Annotated in this window: 20 protein-coding genes; all 20 read left to right on the plus strand. The window is 35.9% G+C overall.

The features are described from left to right. The first annotated feature begins 4 nt into the window (after nt 1–4). Genes LF845_RS00575 through LF845_RS00670 form a run of 20 tightly spaced genes read left to right on the plus strand, consistent with a single transcriptional unit; the run spans nt 5 to nt 19,665 of the window. Nucleotides 5–1,054, plus strand: coding sequence for a M24 family metallopeptidase (locus LF845_RS00575; protein WP_242819041.1), 1,050 nt, complete (start codon nt 5–7; stop codon nt 1,052–1,054). Between the two features lie 13 nt (nt 1,055–1,067). After that, nucleotides 1,068–1,640: an elongation factor P gene (gene efp / locus LF845_RS00580; RefSeq protein WP_242819042.1), complete on the plus strand. Its 573-nt coding sequence runs from the start codon at nt 1,068–1,070 to the stop codon at nt 1,638–1,640. 33 nt (nt 1,641–1,673) lie between these two features. After that, nucleotides 1,674–2,156, plus strand: coding sequence for an acetyl-CoA carboxylase biotin carboxyl carrier protein (gene accB, locus LF845_RS00585; RefSeq protein ID WP_242819043.1), 483 nt, complete (start codon nt 1,674–1,676; stop codon nt 2,154–2,156). Between the two features lie 14 nt (nt 2,157–2,170). Continuing rightward, nucleotides 2,171–3,508: an acetyl-CoA carboxylase biotin carboxylase subunit gene (gene accC / locus LF845_RS00590; protein ID WP_242819044.1), complete on the plus strand. Its 1,338-nt coding sequence runs from the start codon at nt 2,171–2,173 to the stop codon at nt 3,506–3,508. Further along, on the plus strand, nt 3,505–5,100 hold the full coding sequence (locus tag LF845_RS11975; RefSeq protein ID WP_242819045.1) for a tetratricopeptide repeat protein: 1,596 nt from the start codon (nt 3,505–3,507) through the stop codon (nt 5,098–5,100). Before accC ends, LF845_RS11975 begins: the two co-directional genes overlap by 4 nt. After that, nucleotides 5,084–5,686: a hypothetical protein gene (locus LF845_RS00600; RefSeq protein WP_242819046.1), complete on the plus strand. Its 603-nt coding sequence runs from the start codon at nt 5,084–5,086 to the stop codon at nt 5,684–5,686. Before LF845_RS11975 ends, LF845_RS00600 begins: the two co-directional genes overlap by 17 nt. After that, nucleotides 5,683–6,525, plus strand: coding sequence for a 4-(cytidine 5'-diphospho)-2-C-methyl-D-erythritol kinase (gene ispE / locus LF845_RS00605; protein ID WP_242819047.1), 843 nt, complete (start codon nt 5,683–5,685; stop codon nt 6,523–6,525). Before LF845_RS00600 ends, ispE begins: the two co-directional genes overlap by 4 nt. An 11-nt stretch (nt 6,526–6,536) precedes the next feature. Further along, entirely contained in the window at nt 6,537–7,481 is a 945-nt protein-coding gene (locus tag LF845_RS00610) for a ribose-phosphate pyrophosphokinase (RefSeq protein ID WP_242819048.1), read from the plus strand. Nucleotides 7,482–7,483: 2 nt separating this feature from the next. Then, entirely contained in the window at nt 7,484–8,068 is a 585-nt protein-coding gene (gene pth / locus LF845_RS00615; RefSeq protein ID WP_242819049.1) for an aminoacyl-tRNA hydrolase, read from the plus strand. After that, the gene (locus LF845_RS00620) at nt 8,068–10,080 is read left to right on the plus strand and encodes a sodium-translocating pyrophosphatase (protein ID WP_242819050.1); all 2,013 of its coding nucleotides are present in this window, start codon (nt 8,068–8,070) and stop codon (nt 10,078–10,080) included. The genes pth and LF845_RS00620 overlap by 1 nt, the downstream gene beginning before the upstream one ends. Nucleotides 10,081–10,137: 57 nt before the next feature. Beyond that, nucleotides 10,138–11,229, plus strand: coding sequence for a redox-regulated ATPase YchF (gene ychF, locus LF845_RS00625; protein WP_242819051.1), 1,092 nt, complete (start codon nt 10,138–10,140; stop codon nt 11,227–11,229). 37 nt (nt 11,230–11,266) lie between these two features. After that, nucleotides 11,267–11,992, plus strand: a complete 726-nt coding sequence (locus LF845_RS00630; protein ID WP_242819052.1) for an SH3 domain-containing protein — start codon at nt 11,267–11,269, stop codon at nt 11,990–11,992. A gap of 9 nt (nt 11,993–12,001) precedes the next feature. Further along, complete coding sequence (gene moaC / locus LF845_RS00635; RefSeq protein ID WP_242819053.1) at nt 12,002–12,484, plus strand: cyclic pyranopterin monophosphate synthase MoaC; 483 nt, start codon at nt 12,002–12,004, stop codon at nt 12,482–12,484. Next, nucleotides 12,477–13,322, plus strand: a complete 846-nt coding sequence (locus LF845_RS00640) for a nitrilase-related carbon-nitrogen hydrolase (protein ID WP_242819054.1) — start codon at nt 12,477–12,479, stop codon at nt 13,320–13,322. Before moaC ends, LF845_RS00640 begins: the two co-directional genes overlap by 8 nt. Beyond that, nucleotides 13,312–14,124: an NAD+ synthase gene (locus LF845_RS00645; RefSeq protein WP_242819055.1), complete on the plus strand. Its 813-nt coding sequence runs from the start codon at nt 13,312–13,314 to the stop codon at nt 14,122–14,124. Before LF845_RS00640 ends, LF845_RS00645 begins: the two co-directional genes overlap by 11 nt. A 16-nt stretch (nt 14,125–14,140) precedes the next feature. After that, nucleotides 14,141–15,607, plus strand: a complete 1,467-nt coding sequence (guaB, locus tag LF845_RS00650) for an IMP dehydrogenase (protein WP_242819056.1) — start codon at nt 14,141–14,143, stop codon at nt 15,605–15,607. A gap of 20 nt (nt 15,608–15,627) precedes the next feature. After that, nucleotides 15,628–17,178 carry a glutamine-hydrolyzing GMP synthase gene (gene guaA, locus LF845_RS00655; RefSeq protein ID WP_242819057.1) on the plus strand — a complete coding sequence of 517 codons (1,551 nt, stop codon included), beginning with the start codon at nt 15,628–15,630 and terminating at the stop codon, nt 17,176–17,178. Then, on the plus strand, nt 17,179–18,399 hold the full coding sequence (locus LF845_RS00660; protein WP_242819058.1) for a lipoprotein-releasing ABC transporter permease subunit: 1,221 nt from the start codon (nt 17,179–17,181) through the stop codon (nt 18,397–18,399). It begins immediately after the preceding gene. Continuing rightward, on the plus strand, nt 18,392–19,051 hold the full coding sequence (locus tag LF845_RS00665; protein WP_242819059.1) for an ABC transporter ATP-binding protein: 660 nt from the start codon (nt 18,392–18,394) through the stop codon (nt 19,049–19,051). The genes LF845_RS00660 and LF845_RS00665 overlap by 8 nt, the downstream gene beginning before the upstream one ends. Further along, nucleotides 19,051–19,665, plus strand: a complete 615-nt coding sequence (locus LF845_RS00670; RefSeq protein WP_242819060.1) for a trimeric intracellular cation channel family protein — start codon at nt 19,051–19,053, stop codon at nt 19,663–19,665. Before LF845_RS00665 ends, LF845_RS00670 begins: the two co-directional genes overlap by 1 nt. Nucleotide 19,666 lies beyond the last annotated feature (1 nt).

Raw genomic sequence — 19,666 nt, forward strand, 5'->3', positions numbered from 1 at the left:
AATAATGGAAAAATTGAATACCCTTTTTAAGCAGCTTGAAAATCAAGGTATGCTTCCCTATTTTGTGACCAATCTTTCGCATATATACTATTTATCTAACTTTACAGGGTCAACCGCTTATATACTCATTGATGAAAATGGGTTTGAGTTTATAACTGACGGAAGGTATAAGAATCAAATAGAGAATGAAATAGATAAAGCTTTCAAGAGAGTGATTGTCGAAAACTACAATAGACATTTTGAAAAAATTGCTGAAAGATATAAAAAAATGTATGTAGATTTTAAAACGCCTCTGGATTTATATACGAAACTGAAGAAAAATTCAGATGTTATTGTTGACTTAAATGATATTATTGGGCAGTTAAGGCTGGTTAAAAGTGAAAATGAAATCGCTGTCATAAAAAAAGCATATGAAATTGCTGCAGGGGCATTTACAGATGCAATAAGTGAGTTTCAATTTGGTGAAACTGAAAATGTATGGGCAGCAAAGTTAGAATATAATATGAAAGTCAGGGGTGCAAGAAGGCCCAGCTTTGATACAATCATTGCATCTGGGCATAGAGGAGCTTTGCCACACGGTATAGCATCTGGTAAGAAAATAGATTTAGCTGAGCCCGTGATTGTCGATTATGGTGCTTTTATAAATTATTGCAGCGATATTACGAGGATGATTTATAGCGGTAATGATAAAGAGGTGCTTGAGATTATTGATATTGTAAATAGTGCCAGGATGTTGGCAATTGAAAGTATTAGAGAGGGGAAGAAAGCTTGCGAAATAGATGCGATTGCGAGGGATTTTATAGAAAAGAAAGGGTATGGGCAGTTTTTTAACCATGGACTTGGCCACGGGGTAGGGATTGATGTGCACGAAAAACCGTCATTAAACCCATTTGATGAGACAGTTTTAAAGGCAGGTATGATTATAACCATTGAGCCGGGCATATATTTTGAAAACAATTTTGGTGTAAGGATTGAAGATACCGTTTTAGTAACTGAAAATGGTTGTGAAATTTTAAGCTCTATGTTAGAGAGACATTTTTATAAAATAAATTAGTTGAGGTGATTAGATGCCAGTAACTCCAAATCAGTTTAAAAGAGGTTTAAAAATTCAAGTTGATGGTGAACCATACTCTGTAGTTGATTATCTTCATATAAAGATGGGCAGAGGCGGTGCAAACGTCAGAACAAAAATGAAAAGCCTTTTAACAGGCAATGTAATCGAAAGGACTTTCAAGTCTGATGAAAAAATTGATCAGCCTGATTTTGAAGAAAAGCAGATGCAGTATCTTTACAATGATGGAAATGTTTACTACTTTATGGATAATGAAACGTATGAGCAGGTGGAGATTCCTGCTAGTGAAGTAGGGGATGCAGCACTTTTTATGCCTGAGAATACTATGGTGCTTGTTCAGGTGTTTAACCAAAAACCAATTGGAATTGTATTGCCAAATTTTGTGGAGCTTGAGGTTGTGGAAACAGACCCAGGTCTTAAGGGTGATACTGTCAGCGGTGGCTCAAAGCCTGCAAAGCTTAGCACCGGCGGAGTAATAAATGTTCCTCTCTTTATAAATGAAGGGGATGTATTGAAAATAGATACAAGAGATGGAAGCTATATAGAAAGGGTAAAAACATCTAAGTAATAAGCAGTTACTATACCGTTAAGGAGCTTTAAGATGGATATTAAAGATTTAAAAGATTTAATCAAATTTTTGGACAAATCGGGTTTTACTGAGTTTGAATATGAAAGTGATGACTTTAGAATATTTTTATCAAAACAGGTTAATGTTGCCGCACCTCAAGTTATGCAACCAACATTTATGCAACCGGTAACGCAGACTTTACCTCAACAGTCAGCCCAAACTACTGAGAATATTGCAACTGCTCCTAAAACAGAAAATGTCGCATCAAATCCAAATCATATAGAAATAAAGTCACCAATTGTTGGGACTTTCTATGAAGCTCCAGCGCCAGGTGCTGAGCCATTTGTCAGAGAGGGTGATATCGTTAAAAAAGGGAAAACACTCTGTATTATTGAAGCTATGAAAATTATGAATGAGATAGAGGCTGAGTTTGATTGCAAGATAGTAAAAAAGGTTGGGGTAAATGCCGAGCCTGTAGAGTATGGTGAGACGATTTTTATAGTTGAAAAAGTCTAATTTGGAGCTGTTAAATGTTTAAAAAAGTACTTATTGCCAATAGAGGTGAAATTGCACTTAGAATTATTAGGGCATGCAAAGAGCTTGGAATTGAAACGGTAGCAGTGTATTCCGATGTGGATAGGGAGTCTCTCCATGTGGCATTTGCCGATGAGGCTGTATGTATTGGGCCAAGAGCCAGTAAAGATAGCTATCTCAATATTAGAAACATTATTTCTGCAGCCGAGATTGCTGATGTGGATGCAATACATCCCGGCTACGGTTTTTTGGCTGAAAACGCTGACTTTGCAAAAATCTGTGAGGAATGCGGTTTTAAGTTTATAGGGCCTTCTGCAGAGCATATTGATTTGATGGGTAATAAATCAAAAGCAAAAGATTGTATGAAATCTTTTGGTGTTCCGGTTGTCCCAGGTAGTGACGGCCCGGTCAAGGATTCTGCCGAAGCTCTACAGATAGCAAAAGAGATTGGATTTCCTGTTATGATAAAGGCTTCTGCAGGCGGTGGCGGAAAAGGGATGAGGGTTGCTCATAATGATGTTACTTTTGTGAAGAATTTTGAGATGGCTCAGAGTGAGGCACAAAATGCTTTTGGCAATGGGGAAGTTTATATTGAAAAATTTATTGAAGAACCAAGACATATAGAAATACAAGTTTTTGGGGACGGTAAAGGGAATAGCTGGCATTTTTTTGAAAGGGAGTGCTCAATTCAAAGAAGGCATCAAAAGCTTTTGGAAGAAGCCCCAAGCCCTTTTTTGACAGACAGACTAAGACAAAAGATGGGGGAAGTTTCTTTACAGGCTGTTTCCAAACTTAAGTATGAAAATGCGGGTACCATAGAGTATTTGGTCGATAAAAATGGTAATTTCTATTTTATGGAAATGAACACAAGGATACAGGTTGAGCATCCTGTTACAGAGATGGTTACGGGTATTGACTTGGTTAAATTGCAACTTATGATTGCTTCCGGCGAAGATATAGACCTTAAGCAGAGCGACATTAAAATTCATGGTCATGCCATTGAATTTAGAATAAATGCAGAAGACCCTGAAACTTTTACTCCATCTCCGGGCTTAATAGATGCACTTTATACTCCAGGCGGATTAGGCGTAAGGGTAGATTCTGCCGTTTATCAAGATTATACTATACTCCCTTTTTATGACTCTATGATTGGTAAATTGATTGTTTTTGGGAATGACAGGGCTGAAGCGATAGAAAGAGGGAAAAGAGCTTTAGGTGAGTATGTATTAAAAGGGGTCAAGACAACGATTCCTTTACATTTAAAAATTCTTGACAATCATAAGTTTAGAAGTGGCGAATTTTCCACTGACTTTATAGATAGGCATTTTAAGTGAAAAATATTTTTTTGCTGTTGTTAATTCTAAATTTTTTTGGTTGTGCTACGGTAAGCAATGCCATTTCGGATAGCGCCAACTATGATAAAGAGTTTTTAACGGCTACTTACTATTTTAATAGTCAAGAGTATGATAAAGCGGCCAAAATTTATGAAAATATATTAAAAAATAATAAAGACAGTTATGTTGCGGTTAAGCTGACGGAAACTTATCTTGCTAAGAAAGACACCGAGAAGGCAAAAAATCTCCTTGAATCTTTTTTGGATGATAAGAGATTTAAGAATGACCCAGAATTAAATTTTTACATGGGCAAACTTTATATCGAATACCTTAATAAACTCAACGAGGGAAGGAAATATATAGAAGTTGCAACCGAGTATTCCGATAAACTGGAGTATTTAGAGTATTTGGCCAGGGTGTTAGAAGCAGGGGAAGATTATTCTGCTGCTATTAATATTTATACCAAGTTAATTAATAAGACGAATGATTCGGAATATTACTATAAAAGAGGATTTTTGTATATTAAACTTGGAATAGTTAAAGACGGAGTTAATGACCTTATTAAGGCTGATGAAATAGTGCCAAATTTGAGAGCAAGATTGATGCTGTCAGATGTTTACATCAATCAAAAAGAGTATGAAAAAGCAGCGGAATATTTGGAAAAGGCCATTAGTCTTAATTCAAATTTCCCAAGCATCAAAATTAAACTTGCTGAGGTGTATAAGCAGCTTGGCGACAATAAAAAATATATAAGTTTGCTCGAGAGCTTGGTAGATGATTATAGCGGAAAAGAAAGGGTTTATGTTTTAAGACAGATAGCGGCCTCATTTTATGAGATTAAAGATTATGACAATGCATTAAAATATTTCAAACTTATACTTCAGGATTCTCCTGAAGACACGCAGGCACTTTTTTATACGGGCATAGCATATGAGGCAAAAGGGGAAACTGATAAGGCGATAGAATATTATGAGAAAGCTTACAACGTTAGAAATGACTATAGTGAGCCATTAAAAAGGATAGCCTATCTGCTTTTTGTTAAAAAAGAGTATGATAAGGCTGTTAACTATTTAGATAAGGTGGAAGACACAGGAAAAGATATAGAGTTTTTCAGACTAAAAGCAGCCATCTATGAAAATAACGGGGATATTGAAAAAGCAATTGCTATTGTAAATGAGGGACTGAATAAAAATCCTGAAAGTGAAGAGCTTCTTTTTACATATGCTATTTTAAAAGAAAAGAAAAAGGATTACGATGAAGTTGTAAAAACTCTTAAAAAATTAATTGAAATAAACCCTAAGAGCCCTACTTATCTTAATTTTCTTGGATACCTTTACGCCGATATGGGGATAAATCTTGATGAAGCATATGATTTAATTAAAAGTGCTTTAAAGTACGAGCCTAACAACGCAGCTTATCTTGATAGTATGGCTTGGGTATTGTATAAAATGAAAAAATATGAAGAGGCTTATGACTACCAGCGAAAGGCACTTAAAATTTCCCCTGAAGAGAAAGAGATGAGAGAGCATATGCAGTCAATTATGAAGGCGTTAAATATAAATAAATCTATTGAAGATGTTATTAAAGAATAAAGTAATACTTTTTATATTTATCCTTTTATTTATCTCATGTTCCAAGAAAGTTCAAATCAACTATCACGAATCTAAATTTGATGTTATTGAAAAGGTGACTGTCAATAATCCAATAGTTTGTCAAATAAAAAGAAAAGGGATTTTTAGTTATGAAGACAGATTTAACAGAGTCAAATTTAAAGGTTTGTTGGTTAAAGATTGTGAGGATAGATTTCGTTTAACCGTTATAGGAGCGTTTAATCAGCCGGCAATCATTGTTAGTGGTGACAGGAATAAACTTGATGTGGAAAAGTCTGAAATAGAGAATCCTGAAGCATATCTTGGAATATTTAATAAAAAGAATATAGATGTCATTCTTTCTATACTTAATTACCCTTTAATTTTGCCTGATAATACATATAATATGACTGTGGTTGATAATTCTTATAATTTTTCAAAAGGGGATATAACTATTTCTGTAAATGAAAATTATAAAATCTCAAAAATTAAAACAAAATTTATAGAGATAGATTATGAGTATGATGAAAATATCAAAGGTTTACAGACAATTACTCCTGAATTAATCTTAACGGTGACATTTTTATGATTATTACATCTAAAAGTTATGCGAAAATAAATATTTTTTTAAATGTGTTAAATAAGCGTGATGACGGGTTTCACAATATAGAAACACTTTTTAGTAAAATAGATTTGTATGATCTTTTGGTTGCCCAAAGGGCTGATGAGTTTTCTATAACAGTCAATGACGAGAGTATTCCAACAGGTGAAAGTAATATAATCTATAAGGTTTATAATACACTTCAGAAAAAACTAAATATCAACCTTCCTGGCGTAAAAGTGAAGCTAATAAAAAATATACCCTCAGGGGCAGGGTTAGGTGGCGGCAGCAGTAACGCTGCAACTTTTTTAAATATATTAGATGAATTATTTTCCCTGAACCTAACACTTGATTTAAAACTCAGTATACTTTCCCAAGTGGGCTCAGATACGTGTTTCTTTCTTTATGATAAGCCGATGATAGGTAAGGGGAGGGGTGAAATTTTAGATGATGCCCCCGGACTCCCTTTTATGTATATACTTTTAGTCAAGCCTAATATTTTTGTATCAACTGCAGAAATCTACCAAAATCTAAAATTAAAGTTGACATTCAATAAAGAAGTTTTTAGAATGCGCCACATTTTAAGCCTACAAGATGTTTTAAAAATAATGAATAACGATTTAGAAAATGTCGCTATTAGCAGATATAGGCTACTTCAAACAGTTAAGGAAGAAATCATTAATTCCGGAGCTTTAAAAGCTATGTTAAGTGGGAGTGGAGCAACTGTGTTTGGAATTTTTAACTCAAGCTCACTTTTGGATAAGGCATATAATTATTTTAGAAACAGATACCCAGATTATTTTATATATAGGACAAATAATATCTAAAGGAGATATACATGGATTTTTTAGTTTTTGCAGGTAATTCAAACAGGCCTTTGGCAGAAGGTATTACCAAAAGACTCGGTCAAAGATTGGGTGACGCTACTGTGAGTAAATTTAGCGACGGTGAGATTTTTATAAGAATTAATGAAAGTGTTAGAGGACGAGATGTATTTTTAATACAGTCAACATCAGCTCCTGCCGAAGTCCACATGATGGAAATGATGATAATGGTAGATGCATTGAAAAGGGCATCTGCAAACTCTATTACTGCAGTTATGCCTTACTTTGGTTATGCAAGGCAGGACAGGACTACCGAGCCAAGAGTGCCAATAACTGCAAAACTTGTAGCAAATCTGCTTACCACATCAGGTATAGATAGAATTGTTACTATGGATTTGCATGCGGGGCAGATTCAGGGATTTTTTGATATTCCGGTGGACAACCTTTATGCAACCCCTATTATCACCAACTATCTTAAAGAAAAAGGGGCTTGTGGTGAAAGTTATGTGGTTTTGTCTCCTGATGCAGGTGGAGTGCCAAGGGCAAGAGGCTACGCCAAAATATTGGATACTTCCCTTGCTATTATTGATAAAAGGCGTACAGGCCCCAATGTTGCAAAGGCTATGCATGTAGTAGGGGATGTAAAAGGCAAAAAAGTAATTATTATAGATGATATGATTGATACTGCTGGGACATTGACTGAAGCTGCCTCAGCAGTGATTGAGCAAGGGGCAAAATCTGTTATTGCGGCAGCAACTCATGGTGTATTAAGCGGACCGGCTCTCGAGAGAATTATCAATAGCAAGCTTGAAGAGGTTGTTATCACCGATACGATAAATGCCAGCAAAGAGGTTTTGAACAACGGTAAAATAAAAGTACTCTCAACTGCAAATCTTTTTGCAGAATCTATTTTGAGAATTTATAAAAAAGAGAGCATAAGTTCATTATTTAATTATTAAAAATGTCTGATAAGTATTTAATAGTAGGCTTAGGCAATCCGGGGGCAGAATATGCCCTTACCCGCCACAATATTGGTTTTATGGTTTTGGATTTGTTGGCAGAGCATTTTCGTTTGAACTTTAAAGGCGGATTCAAGGGGGATTATGCAGTTGCTGATATTTATGGGAAAAGGGTGTATTTCCTAAAACCTCAAACCTATATGAATCTAAGCGGTGATTCGGTTGCAAGTCTTGCAAATTATTTTAAGATTGAGAGTGAAAATACACTTGTTGTTCATGACGATTTGGATATGGAGTTTGGAAAGTTTAAACTTAAACTCGGAGGGTCAGCGGGCGGACACAACGGTATAAGGTCTATTATTGCTTGTCTTAATACAGAAAAATTCATCAGGGGGAAGTGTGGGATAGGCAGACCTAATGTGAGCGGAAGGAATTATGTGCTTGGAAAATTTACTCAAGAAGAGTTTGATAAACTTGATGAGTTTTTGAGTATTGCAAAAGATGCAATAATATGCTACCTCAATTGCGGCCTAAAAGAAGCAATGAATAGCTTTAATAATAAAAATATTAAGAAGGAGGAAAACTAATGTTAAACGGTTTGCAGTACCTCGCTCCTGTGGCAGGGGTAATAGGCCTTATCGTGGCCTTACTTATTTATGGTTTTGTTAAAAAACAGCCTGTCGGAAATGAAAAGATGAGAGAAATTTCCGATATGATTCACGATGGTGCAATGGCTTTCTTGTCAAGAGAGTATAAGGTTTTGGTTGTATTTGTTATTGTTGTTTTTGGGTTGATGTTTTTGTCACCTGACTTAGGGTTCAAAACAGCTGTTGCATTTCTTGCCGGTGCAATTTTTTCTGTTCTTGCCGGTTTTTTTGGTATGAAAGCGGCTACAAGAGCAAATGTTAGGACAAGTGAAGCTGCAAGGGCAAAAGGTGTCGCAGCTGCTCTTTTGGTGTCATATAACGGCGGTTCAGTTATGGGGCTTGCAGTCGCTTCATTGGGTTTGTTAGGTGTAGGCGTTTTTTATTTAATATTTGGAACACCTGAATCAGCAAAGTATATAAATGGTTTTGCAATGGGTGCTTCTTCAATTGCACTTTTTGCAAGAATCGGTGGCGGTATTTACACAAAGGCTGCTGATGTTGGTGCTGACTTGGTGGGTAAGGTAGAAGCTGGTATTCCTGAAGATGACCCGAGAAACCCTGGCGTTATCGCTGACAACGTTGGAGATAATGTAGGTGACATCGCAGGTATGGGTGCTGATATTTTTGAATCTTATGTTGGCTCAGTTATTGCAACAATAGCTATTGCTGCAACAGCATCCCCTGACCTGATGAATTTGTTAGGTGGAGATAAATCTGCATTAATGTTTTTACCAATATTTTTGGCAATAGTTGGTTTGGTTGCTTCACTTATTGGTATCTTCTCAATGAATGCTCTTAAAAACATGGACCCGGCTAAGGCTTTAAGGATGACAACTCTTATTGCTGCAGTAATATTTATACTTGGTGCATATGCTGCCATAGCATACTTTGGGATACATACAGGTGTTTTTTGGGCATTATTGTTTGGAACAGTTGCCGGTGTTGCAATCGGTCTTATAACAGAGTACTACACTGCTGCAGCACCTGTTACAAGGATTATGCATGCATCTAAAACAGGTCCTGCTACAAATATTATCCACGGATTTGCAGTAGGTCTTCAGTCTACTGTTTGGCCAATCATATTTATATGTGTAGCTATTTTTGTTGCAAACTGGCAAGCTGGTCTTTACGGTATCGGTATTGCTGCTGTAGGTATGCTTGCAACTGTTGGAGTTACAATGACTGTTGATGCATATGGTCCTGTTGCTGATAATGCAGGTGGTATTTCTGAAATGGCTGAGCTTGGACCAGAAGTAAGAAAGATTACTGATAGTCTTGATGCCATTGGTAACACAACTGCTGCTGAAGGTAAAGGTTTTGCTATTGGTTCAGCTGCACTTACTGCACTTGCTCTCTTTGCTGCATATTCAAGTAGTGCGGGTGTAGATGTAATCAATATTACAGAGCCTACGGTAGTTATCGGTATGTTTATTGGTGGTGTATTGCCATTTTTTGTTGCTGCACTTACAATGACTTCTGTTGGTAAAGCTGCTGCACAAATGGTTGAGGAGATTAGACGTCAGTTTAGAGAGATTCCTGGTCTTCTTGAAGGCAAGCCTGGTGTAAAACCGGATCCAAAAACTTGTGTTGATATATCAACCGCTGCTGCATTGAAAGAGATGGTTCTACCCGGTCTTGTTGCAGTTCTAGCACCTGTTGTAGTTGGTTTTGGACTTGGTAAGTATGCTCTTGGTGGTATGCTTGCTGGTGCTACTGTTACTGGTGTATTGCTTGCTCTTTTAATGGCCAATGCTGGTGGAGCTTGGGATAATGCTAAAAAAGGTATTGAAAAAGGTGAATTGGAAGGTGAGAAAAAAGGTGGAGAAGCACACGCTGCTGCTGTTATTGGTGATACTGTGGGTGACCCATTTAAAGATACAAGTGGTCCGGCGATGAATATATTAGTAAAGCTTATGAGTATCGTCTCACTGGTTATAGCTCCATTGTTATAAATCTTAAGGGCAGGTAAAACCTGCCCTTTTTTGCATATAATTTAATCGAGGTTTAGTATGGGATTTAATTGTGGTATTGTTGGGTTGCCAAATGTTGGCAAATCAACCCTTTTTAACGCACTCACAAAAGCAAAAGCCGAAAGTGCGAATTATCCGTTTTGTACGATCGATCCTAATATAGGTATAGTTAATGTTCCTGATGAAAGGGTTGATTTTTTGGTTGAGCATATAAAACCAAAAAGTGTAGTTTATACGACAATTGAATTTGTAGATATCGCAGGACTTGTAAAGGGTGCAAGTAAAGGGGAAGGTTTAGGTAATAAATTTTTAACTCACATAAGACAGGTAGATGCGATAGCACACATTGTCAGGTGTTTTGAAGATAGTAACATAACTCACGTTGATGGCAATATTGATCCTGAAAGGGATATTGAGGTAATAAATACTGAGCTTTTACTTGCTGATTTGGAAGTACTTGAAAGAGCGATAAACAGGATTTCTAAAGCTGCTAAAAGCGGTGATAAGGAGCTGAAAGAGAAGTTAAGTGTTTTGGAAAAGATATACCAAAAAGCAAGCGACGGTGTGATGCTTAGAAACGTTGTGGAAAAAGATGATTTAAAATATATTTCTGATTTATCACTTATTTCAGTCAAACCTGTAATGTATGTGGCAAATGTTGATGAGGAATCAATAATCGAAGATAATGAATATGTTGAAAAGGTGAAAAATATCGCTCAAAAAGAGGGCGCTGCATTTGTAAAAATTTCTGGAAAAATTGAGTCTGAACTTGCTGAGCTAAGCAAAGATGAGGCAAAAGAGTTTTTAAATGAGCTTGGGGTTGAAAAATCAGGGCTTGAATCACTTATTGTTTCCGGATATCAATTGCTCGATTTGATTACATTTTTTACCGCAGGTGAAAAAGAGGTAAAGGCATGGACAATAAAGGGTGGTACAACTGCAAAAGAAGCAGCGGGGAAAATTCACTCTGATATTGAAAGAGGGTTTATTAGAGCTGAAGTTATAGATTTTGAGACGTTTAGGGCGATAAAATCTATGACTAAAATAAAAGAGCTTGGAAAAATGAGGCTTGAAGGGAAAGAGTATATTGTAAAAGATGGAGACATAATATATTTTAGATTCAATGTTTAGGATATTTTTAAGTACTTTACTATTTTTTGTTCTAAGTATGAATGCTTTTTCTCAAACAGATGGCGATGCTGTTGAGTTTGTGGGTATAGTTAAAAAACAGGTTGCTAATATTTATGAAAATCCGGACGAAAAGGCAAAAATATTAAGAAGATTTTACAGAGGGACTAAGCTCATAGTATTTGAAGTTGATGAGGAAGAATGGCTTAAAGTTAAAATAAATAATACGAAAACGGGATATATTAAAAGGGATGATGTAGATTTTAAAAATACATTAAAAAAAGAAGCTATTAAAAATTCTTATAAATATAATAAAGTAAGTCTAGAGTTAAAATCCGTAATTGAGAGGTTTAATATAAATTTTAGTGAATCAATGTACTTTCAGCAGGAAGGGATTGTGCCTCAATTTGAGTATATGGATCTGCTTTTTAAAGATGGTTTTCTTAAGGCTGAAATTGTTTATACTACGAAAACTAAATTTGAAAATGAAAGAACTGCAGGAAAGGAAAATCCGTTTGCGGAAGAGCTTAAGGATTTTATAGAGCTGTTGTTTTTTAAAATGATGATTTATGAAGCTGAATTTTACAGAATAAACTTGTATAAGTATAATAATAATGGCAAATTGGAAGAAAAAGTATTATATGCAACTTTTGAATATAAGTATGATGATGAACAGTTTAAAGTAATAAAAAACAAAAAGGGGATGATTTGGAATTTTGTCAAATCAAACATCCCATTGGAAGAAGTGTTTAAATACTATCCTTAAGGTGTGCCTATGGAATTTACACATTTTGATGAAAATGGAAAAAGTAGAATGGTTGATGTAACTGATAAAAGTGTTACCGCAAGAGAAGCTACTGCCACCGGTTATATAAGTATGAAGAGAGAAACGTTAGAGAGAATTCTTGATAACAAGATTTTTAAAGGGAATGTGTTTGAAGTTGCAAGAGTAGCCGGCATTATGGGGGTAAAGCAAACATCGAGCCTTATCCCAATGTGTCATCCTCTTAATATTTCATCCGTTGACATAGACTTTATCCCTGAAATGGAAAACTCAAGGGTAAAAATATCTGTTACGGTAAAATTAAGTGGAAAAACCGGTGTTGAGATGGAAGCTTTGACAGGTGTAAGTATTGCAGCTCTGACAATTTATGATATGTGTAAAGCGGTAGATAAAGAGATGGTTATCAGTGATGTAAAGCTTATTGAAAAAAAAGGTGGTAAGTCAGGACATTTTGTAAGGAGCGACAATGATTAATATTTCATTGGCACAGATAAAACCTTCTTTGGGCAACATTGCTAAAAATGCAGAAATACATTTTAAACATATTGAAGATGCTATTAAAAAGAATCAAGATTTAATTGCTTTTCCTGAACTTTCTTTAAGTGGTTACAATTTGCGTGATTTGGTTTATGATGTTGCATTAAATGAAGAGTCAAACATCATACAGCGATTAAAAGAATATTCGAAAGAAATTTCTATTGTAGCCGGTTTTGTTTACGAAGATAATAGACACCTATTTTATAATTCATGTGGCTATTTTGAAAGTGGTAAAATAGTGCACCTTCATAAAAAGGTTTTTTTGCCAAACTATACTATGTTTGAAGAATCAAGGTACTTTGCAGCTGGTAATAATTTTAAGGCTTTTGATACTAAATATTTTAAATGTGGAATGTTGATTTGTGAAGATGCTCTACACTTATCATCAATATTGACATTAAGTAGACAAAATGTGGATACGATATTTGTTGTTTCAAATAGTCCTGCAAGAGGGATATTTGAGGATAGTTTTTATCCAAAAGAACTTTGGTATAACACTTTGAAATATATTGCTACAAACCTAACTGTTAATGTAGTTTTTGTTAATAGGGTTGGAGTTGAAGAGGGGGTGACTTTTTGGGGGGGGTCTACTGCATTTTCACCGTTTGGTAAATCTATTATTGAGTTAAAACTTTTTGATGAGCAGGTTAAAGATATAACTTTTGATAGAAAGGAAATTAGAAGAGCACGTATTCACTCACCATTTTTTAGAGATGAAGATTTTAAAATGGTTAAAAAGTTTGTTGAAGATTTTGGAGATAGCAATGAACATTAATCCTGAGATTGTTACTAAGATATTATGTGATTTTATTAAAGATGAAGTTGAAAAAATTGGTTTAAAGAATGTTGTGGTTGGATTGAGCGGGGGGATTGACTCGGCATTATCAGCTACACTTGCTACAAAGGCTTTAGGGAGAGAACGGGTACACTTATATTATCTCCCATATAAAACAAGCAGTAGTCAGAGTAGAGAAGATGCACAGGCTGTTGCAGATTATTTAAAAGTTAACCTCGAAGAAGTTGAAATTACAAATTTTGTTGAGCCGTATTTTAATACTCAAAATGGTATGAGCAAGCTTCGCAAGGGTAATGTAATGGCAAGAATGAGAATGATAGTACTTTTTGATAAGTCTGCTGAAGTTGGTGGAATGGTTTTGGGTACAAGTAATAAAACTGAATTGCTTTTGGGATACGGAACTTGGTATGGAGATTTGGCTTCAGCCATTAACCCAATTGGTGATTTGTATAAGACGCAGGTGTGGAAGCTTTCCGAATATCTTGAAATCCCTACACAAGTTATTACTAAAAAACCAACGGCGGACTTGTGGGAAGGTCAAACTGATGAAAATGAGCTTGGTTTCAGTTATCAACAAGTGGATAAGCTTCTTTTTAAAATGATAGATGAAAGGTATTCGACAGAAGAGCTTATTCAAGAAGGGTTTGATGAAAATTTTATTAATAGTATTGCCGAGAGGATTAGAAAAAATCAATTTAAAAGGCAACTTCCTGTAATTGCTAAAATAAGTCTTAGAACAATAGATAGAGATTTCAGATATAGTAGAGATTGGGGATATTAAAGTTTAGGAGACAAACATGGACAACAAAATTATTAAGGAAGCTTTAACATTTGATGACGTGTTATTAGTTCCAAGAAAGAGCGATGTGCTGCCTCACGAAGTTATAACAAGGACGAATCTTACCAAGAAAATTACATTAAATATTCCACTTGTAAGTGCAGCAATGGATACTGTTACTGAGGCGAAGCTTGCAATTGCAATAGCTCAAGAGGGTGGCATCGGGTTTATCCATAAAAATATGAGTATTGAAGAGCAGGCTGAAGAGGTAGATAAGGTTAAAAGGTCAGAAAGCGGTATGATTGTTGATCCAATAACTATTGAATATGGAAAGAATGTAGAAGACGCTCTTGCTTTGATGTCCAAATATAAAATTTCAGGTATCCCTGTGACTAAAAATGGAAAGCTCTATGGTATTCTTACAAACAGAGATTTAAGATTTGTTAAAAATGTTTCTGACCCTATTGAAAAGTACATGACGAAAGAAAATCTTGTGACTGTTCCAGTTGGAACCTCACTGGAAGAAGCAAAAGAGCATTTGCAGGAACATAGGATTGAAAAATTATTGGTAGTTGATGAGGACTATAACTTAAAAGGTTTAATTACAATTAAAGATATTAATAAAAAGCTCAAATATCCCAATGCCACTAAAGATGAATTTGGCAGGTTAAGGGTAGGTGCTGCGGTAGGTGTTACTCCTGAAACTTTGGAGAGAGTTGCTGCCCTTATTGACAAAGGGGTAGATGTCATAGTTGTGGATACAGCTCATGGACACTCTAAAAAAGTTATAGATATGGTAAAAACATTGAGAGCAAAATACCCTGACCTTCAACTTGTGGCAGGTAATGTGGCAACTGCTGAAGCGGTAGAAGATTTAGCAAAGGCAGGTGTTGATTGTGTAAAGGTAGGAATAGGTCCCGGGTCGATATGTACCACAAGAGTTGTTGCAGGGGTTGGTGTACCTCAGATTACTGCTATTATGGATTGTGCAGAGATGGCAGCAAAGTATGATATTCCGATTATAGCTGATGGTGGGATTAAGTATTCAGGTGATGTGGTTAAAGCAATTGCTGCAGGTGCAAACGTAGTAATGATAGGCTCACTTTTTGCAGGCACTACCGAATCTCCGGGCGAAATTGAACTTTATCAGGGGAGAAGCTACAAGGTATATAGAGGTATGGGTAGCGTAGGTGCTATGAAAAAGGGGAGCAAGGATAGATATTTTCAGGATGATACCGAAATAGAAAGTAAATTTGTTCCTGAAGGTATTGAAGGTAGAGTACATTACAAAGGGGACTTAAGTCAGACTATTTATCAATTAGTTGGCGGGCTTAGGTCAGGTATGGGATATTTAGGCTGCAGGACGATTGATGAGGTAAGAAGTAATGCAAAATTCGTCAGAATTTCAAATGCAGGTCTAAGAGAAAGTCATGTGCACGATGTTATAATTACTAAAGAAGCTCCAAATTATTGGGTTAATACATAGAATAATATTAGAGGTGGCAAGTGGATATACATTCTGAAAAGATTTTAATTTTAGATTTTGGCTCGCAATATACTCAGCTTATTGCAAGAAGGATAAGAGAAAATCAGGTTTATTGTGAAATATTTCCATGTAATGCTGACTTTGAAAAGATAAAAGAGTTTGGAGCAAAGGGAATTATTTTGTCAGGTGGGCCTTCAAGTGTTTATGATGCAAACTCACCGGATGTTGACTCCAAGGTTTTTGAACTAAATGTCCCTATATTGGGTATATGCTACGGTATGCAACTTATATGCAAGCATTTTGGCGGTATAGTGGCAAAGGCTGACCATAGAGAATATGGCAGGAGTATTTTAAATATTAACGACAATAAAGATATTTTTAAAGATGTTTCAAACGATAATAAACTTACCGTTTGGATGAGTCATGGCGATAGATTGGAAAAGAAACCAGACGGTTTTGAGGTGATTGGTTTTACTGAAAATGCCCCTGTTGCAGCGATGAGGCATATTGAAAAGCCTATTTATGCTATTCAGTTTCATCCTGAGGTTGCTCACACGGTAAATGGCTCAAAGATTATAAAAAACTTTATTGTTGATGTTTGTGGATGTCTGCAGGTGTGGACTCCTGGCAACTTTATTCATGCTGAAATAGAAAGAGTAAGAGAAAGAGTTGGAGATAAAAAGGTTTTGTGTGCCCTTAGTGGTGGTGTGGACTCTTCAGTTGTTGCAGTTTTACTTCATCAGGCAATTGGAGAAAATCTTACGTGTATCTTTGTTAACAATGGACTGTTAAGGCTTAATGAGGCTGAGCAGGTAATAGATACGTTTAAAAATCATTTTAAAATCAATCTTGTTTATGTTGATGCAGAAGAAAAGTTTCTTGAAGTTTTAAAAGGGGTTAGCGACCCTGAGACCAAGCGCAAAAAAATAGGTAATTTGTTTATACAGGTATTTGAAGAAGAGACCAAGAAGTTAGGAGATTTTGACTTTTTGGCTCAAGGGACACTATATCCTGATGTAATAGAGTCAGTATCATTTAAAGGGCCATCAGCTACTATTAAAACTCATCATAACGTGGGTGGCTTGCCTGAGGATATGAAGTTTGAACTGATTGAACCATTGAGAGAACTTTTTAAAGATGAAGTAAGACAGGTTGGCTTGCAGCTTGGCTTGCCTGCTGAAATAATTGGCAGGCATCCTTTCCCGGGACCGGGGCTTGCTATAAGGGTTTTAGGTGAAGTTACAAAAGAACGTTTGGATGTGTTAAGACTGGCAGATGCAATATTTATAGAAGAGATAAAAAAGGCTGGACTCTACAATGAAATATGGCAGGCTTTTACCGTTTTATTACCTGTAAGGTCAGTCGGAGTTATGGGGGACGAAAGGACTTACGAGCATGTAGCAGCATTAAGGGCTGTTACAAGTCTTGATGGTATGACTGCAGACTGGGCTCATATCCCTTATGAAGTTTTGGCAAAAGTCTCAAACAGGATAATAAATGAGGTTAAGGGGATAAATCGTGTTACATACGATATAAGTTCTAAGCCACCTGCAACAATTGAGTGGGAATAGATGAAGCTATCTAATTTTATTGCTTTAAGATATATAAAAAGCAGAAAAGAAACCCGAGTATTGTCTTTTATCTCGGCAATATCAATTATTGGTATTGTTTTGGGAGTTGCTACTTTAATAGTGGTCATAAACGTAATGATTGGATTTGAAAATAACTTAAGAGATAAGATATTGGGAGCTAATTCGCATATTATTGTTAATAGAATTGACTCTTCTCCGATATCCAATTGGCAGGAAGTAGAATCACAAATTAAGACAGTGGAAGGTGTTAAAGGGGTTTCACCATTTTTGCTAAATCAGGTCTTACTTACAAGTGAAAGAAGCGTCAGTGGTGTTATTGTAAGGGGAATCGTGCCTGAAACTGAAATCAATGTTACAAATATTGAGAAATATATGAAAGAAGGGGATTTAAAGTCTCTTGACGGTGAAGATTTTAATATTGTAATTGGAAAAGACTTGGCAAACAGTTTGGCTCTTACCGTTGGGGATGAGATAGTTATGGTTTCCCCTTTTGGCAAAAAAGGGCCTCTTGGCTTTACCCCCAGGATGAAACGCTTTAAAATAACGGGTATATTTGATACTGGAATGTATGAATATAACAACACATTGACACTTATCCCTCTTAAAGCTGCACAAAAGTTCTTCGAGCTTGATGATATAGTGACAGGTTTTAGTGTAAGTGTTTTTGATGTAAATAAGGCAGGAGAAATTTCTCACGCTATCAGAAAAAAACTTGGATTCCCATTGTGGTCAAGAGATTGGTTTAGTATGAATCAAAATCTATTTTCTGCTCTAAAGCTTGAGAAAGCTGCAATGTTTATCATCCTAACTCTTATTACTGTAGTTGCTTCGTTTAATATAATGAGTTTGATTACAATGACGGTTAAGGACAAGAAGAGGGATATCGCAATCCTCAGAGCTATGGGAGCAAGCAGTAAATTTATAAGAAATATTTTTATAAGGCAGGGGCTGATAATAGGTTTGATAGGTATAGCTGTAGGAAATATTATAGGATATGCTATTTGCTATGTGCTTGAAAACTATAAGATAATCTCTTTGCCTGAAGATGTATATTTTATGGACAGGATTCCTGTAAAAATTGTCCCTGAAGTGTTTATTTTGGTGAGTATCTCAGCAATTGTGATTACTTTTATATCTTCTATAATCCCGAGCATTCACGCTTCCAAATTAGACCCGATTGAGGCATTGAGAAATGAATAATCTTATACTGGAAGCTAAAAATATATATAAGAGCTTTAAAAAAGCTACTCATGTCGTAAATGTCCTTGTTAATATGAGTTTGCAAATAAATAAGGGTGATTTTACCGCTGTCGTCGGTCCTTCCGGTTCAGGGAAATCAACACTACTGCATATTTTGGGCGGACTTGACAAGCCTGATTCAGGGGAAGTCCTTTTTGAAGGTAAAAATATTTTTTCTTCAAACGGGTTTATAGATAAGTTTAGAAATGAGAATGTGGGCTTTATTTTTCAGTTTCATTATCTTTTAAATGATTTTAATGCGCTTGAAAATGTAATGTTCCCTGCCTTAATAAAGGATGGGAATAAAAATAGGGCTAAAATGAGTGCAGAATATCTTCTTGAAAAAGTTGGCTTGAAAGATAGAATGAATCACTACCCTTCCGAGCTTTCCGGTGGTGAACAGCAGAGGGTGGCTATTGCAAGAGCACTTATTAACGAGCCGCATATACTTTTGGCTGATGAGCCTACAGGTAATCTTGATAGGGCAAACAGTTACAGCATATTTGAAATATTTAAAAAGTTAAATGATGACGGGCTTACCATACTTGTCGTGACACATGACAGTTATTTGGCAGGTATGACGAAAAACAAATTTAACTTATCAAAAGACTGATGAATGTTTTATATGTACTTGACCTTTTAGGGACATTTGCTTTTGCTATGAGCGGTGCCATAGCAGGTGTCAGGAAAGACCTTGACCTTTACGGTGTAACCGTTTTAGGTGTAGTCACGGCTGTTGGCGGAGGCACAATAAGAGATGTGCTTGTGGGCAGAATCCCTCCTTTTATCTTCCAAAACACTACATATCTTTTTATATCTATTTTGGCCTCAGTAATCACATTTTATTTTAGCTCTTTTGTGGAAAAAAAGTTTAAGACGCTTCTTATAATGGATGCAATAGGGCTTGGAGTATTTACCGTGATTGGGATTTCAGTGGGTATTAGTTATCATATAGGATATTTTGGTGCGATAATTATGGGGGTTATGACCGGCACAGTGGGTGGAATGGTAAGAGATATTCTGCAAGGCGAGGTCCCTTTGGTATTACAAAAAGAGATTTATGCATCTGCTTGCATTGTAGGAGGTCTAATATTTGCTTTTTTTGATCGGCTAAATTTAAATAAGACTCTTAATGTAGTTATTTGCATCGCAATAGTAATAACTATAAGGCTTATCGCAATTTATAAAAACTGGCATCTTCCAAAGCCTTCAAAACAAAAGGGGTAAA

It is taken from the genome of Deferrivibrio essentukiensis (genome assembly GCF_020480685.1).
GTDB classification, from domain to species: domain Bacteria; phylum Chrysiogenota; class Deferribacteres; order Deferribacterales; family Deferrivibrionaceae; genus Deferrivibrio; species Deferrivibrio essentukiensis.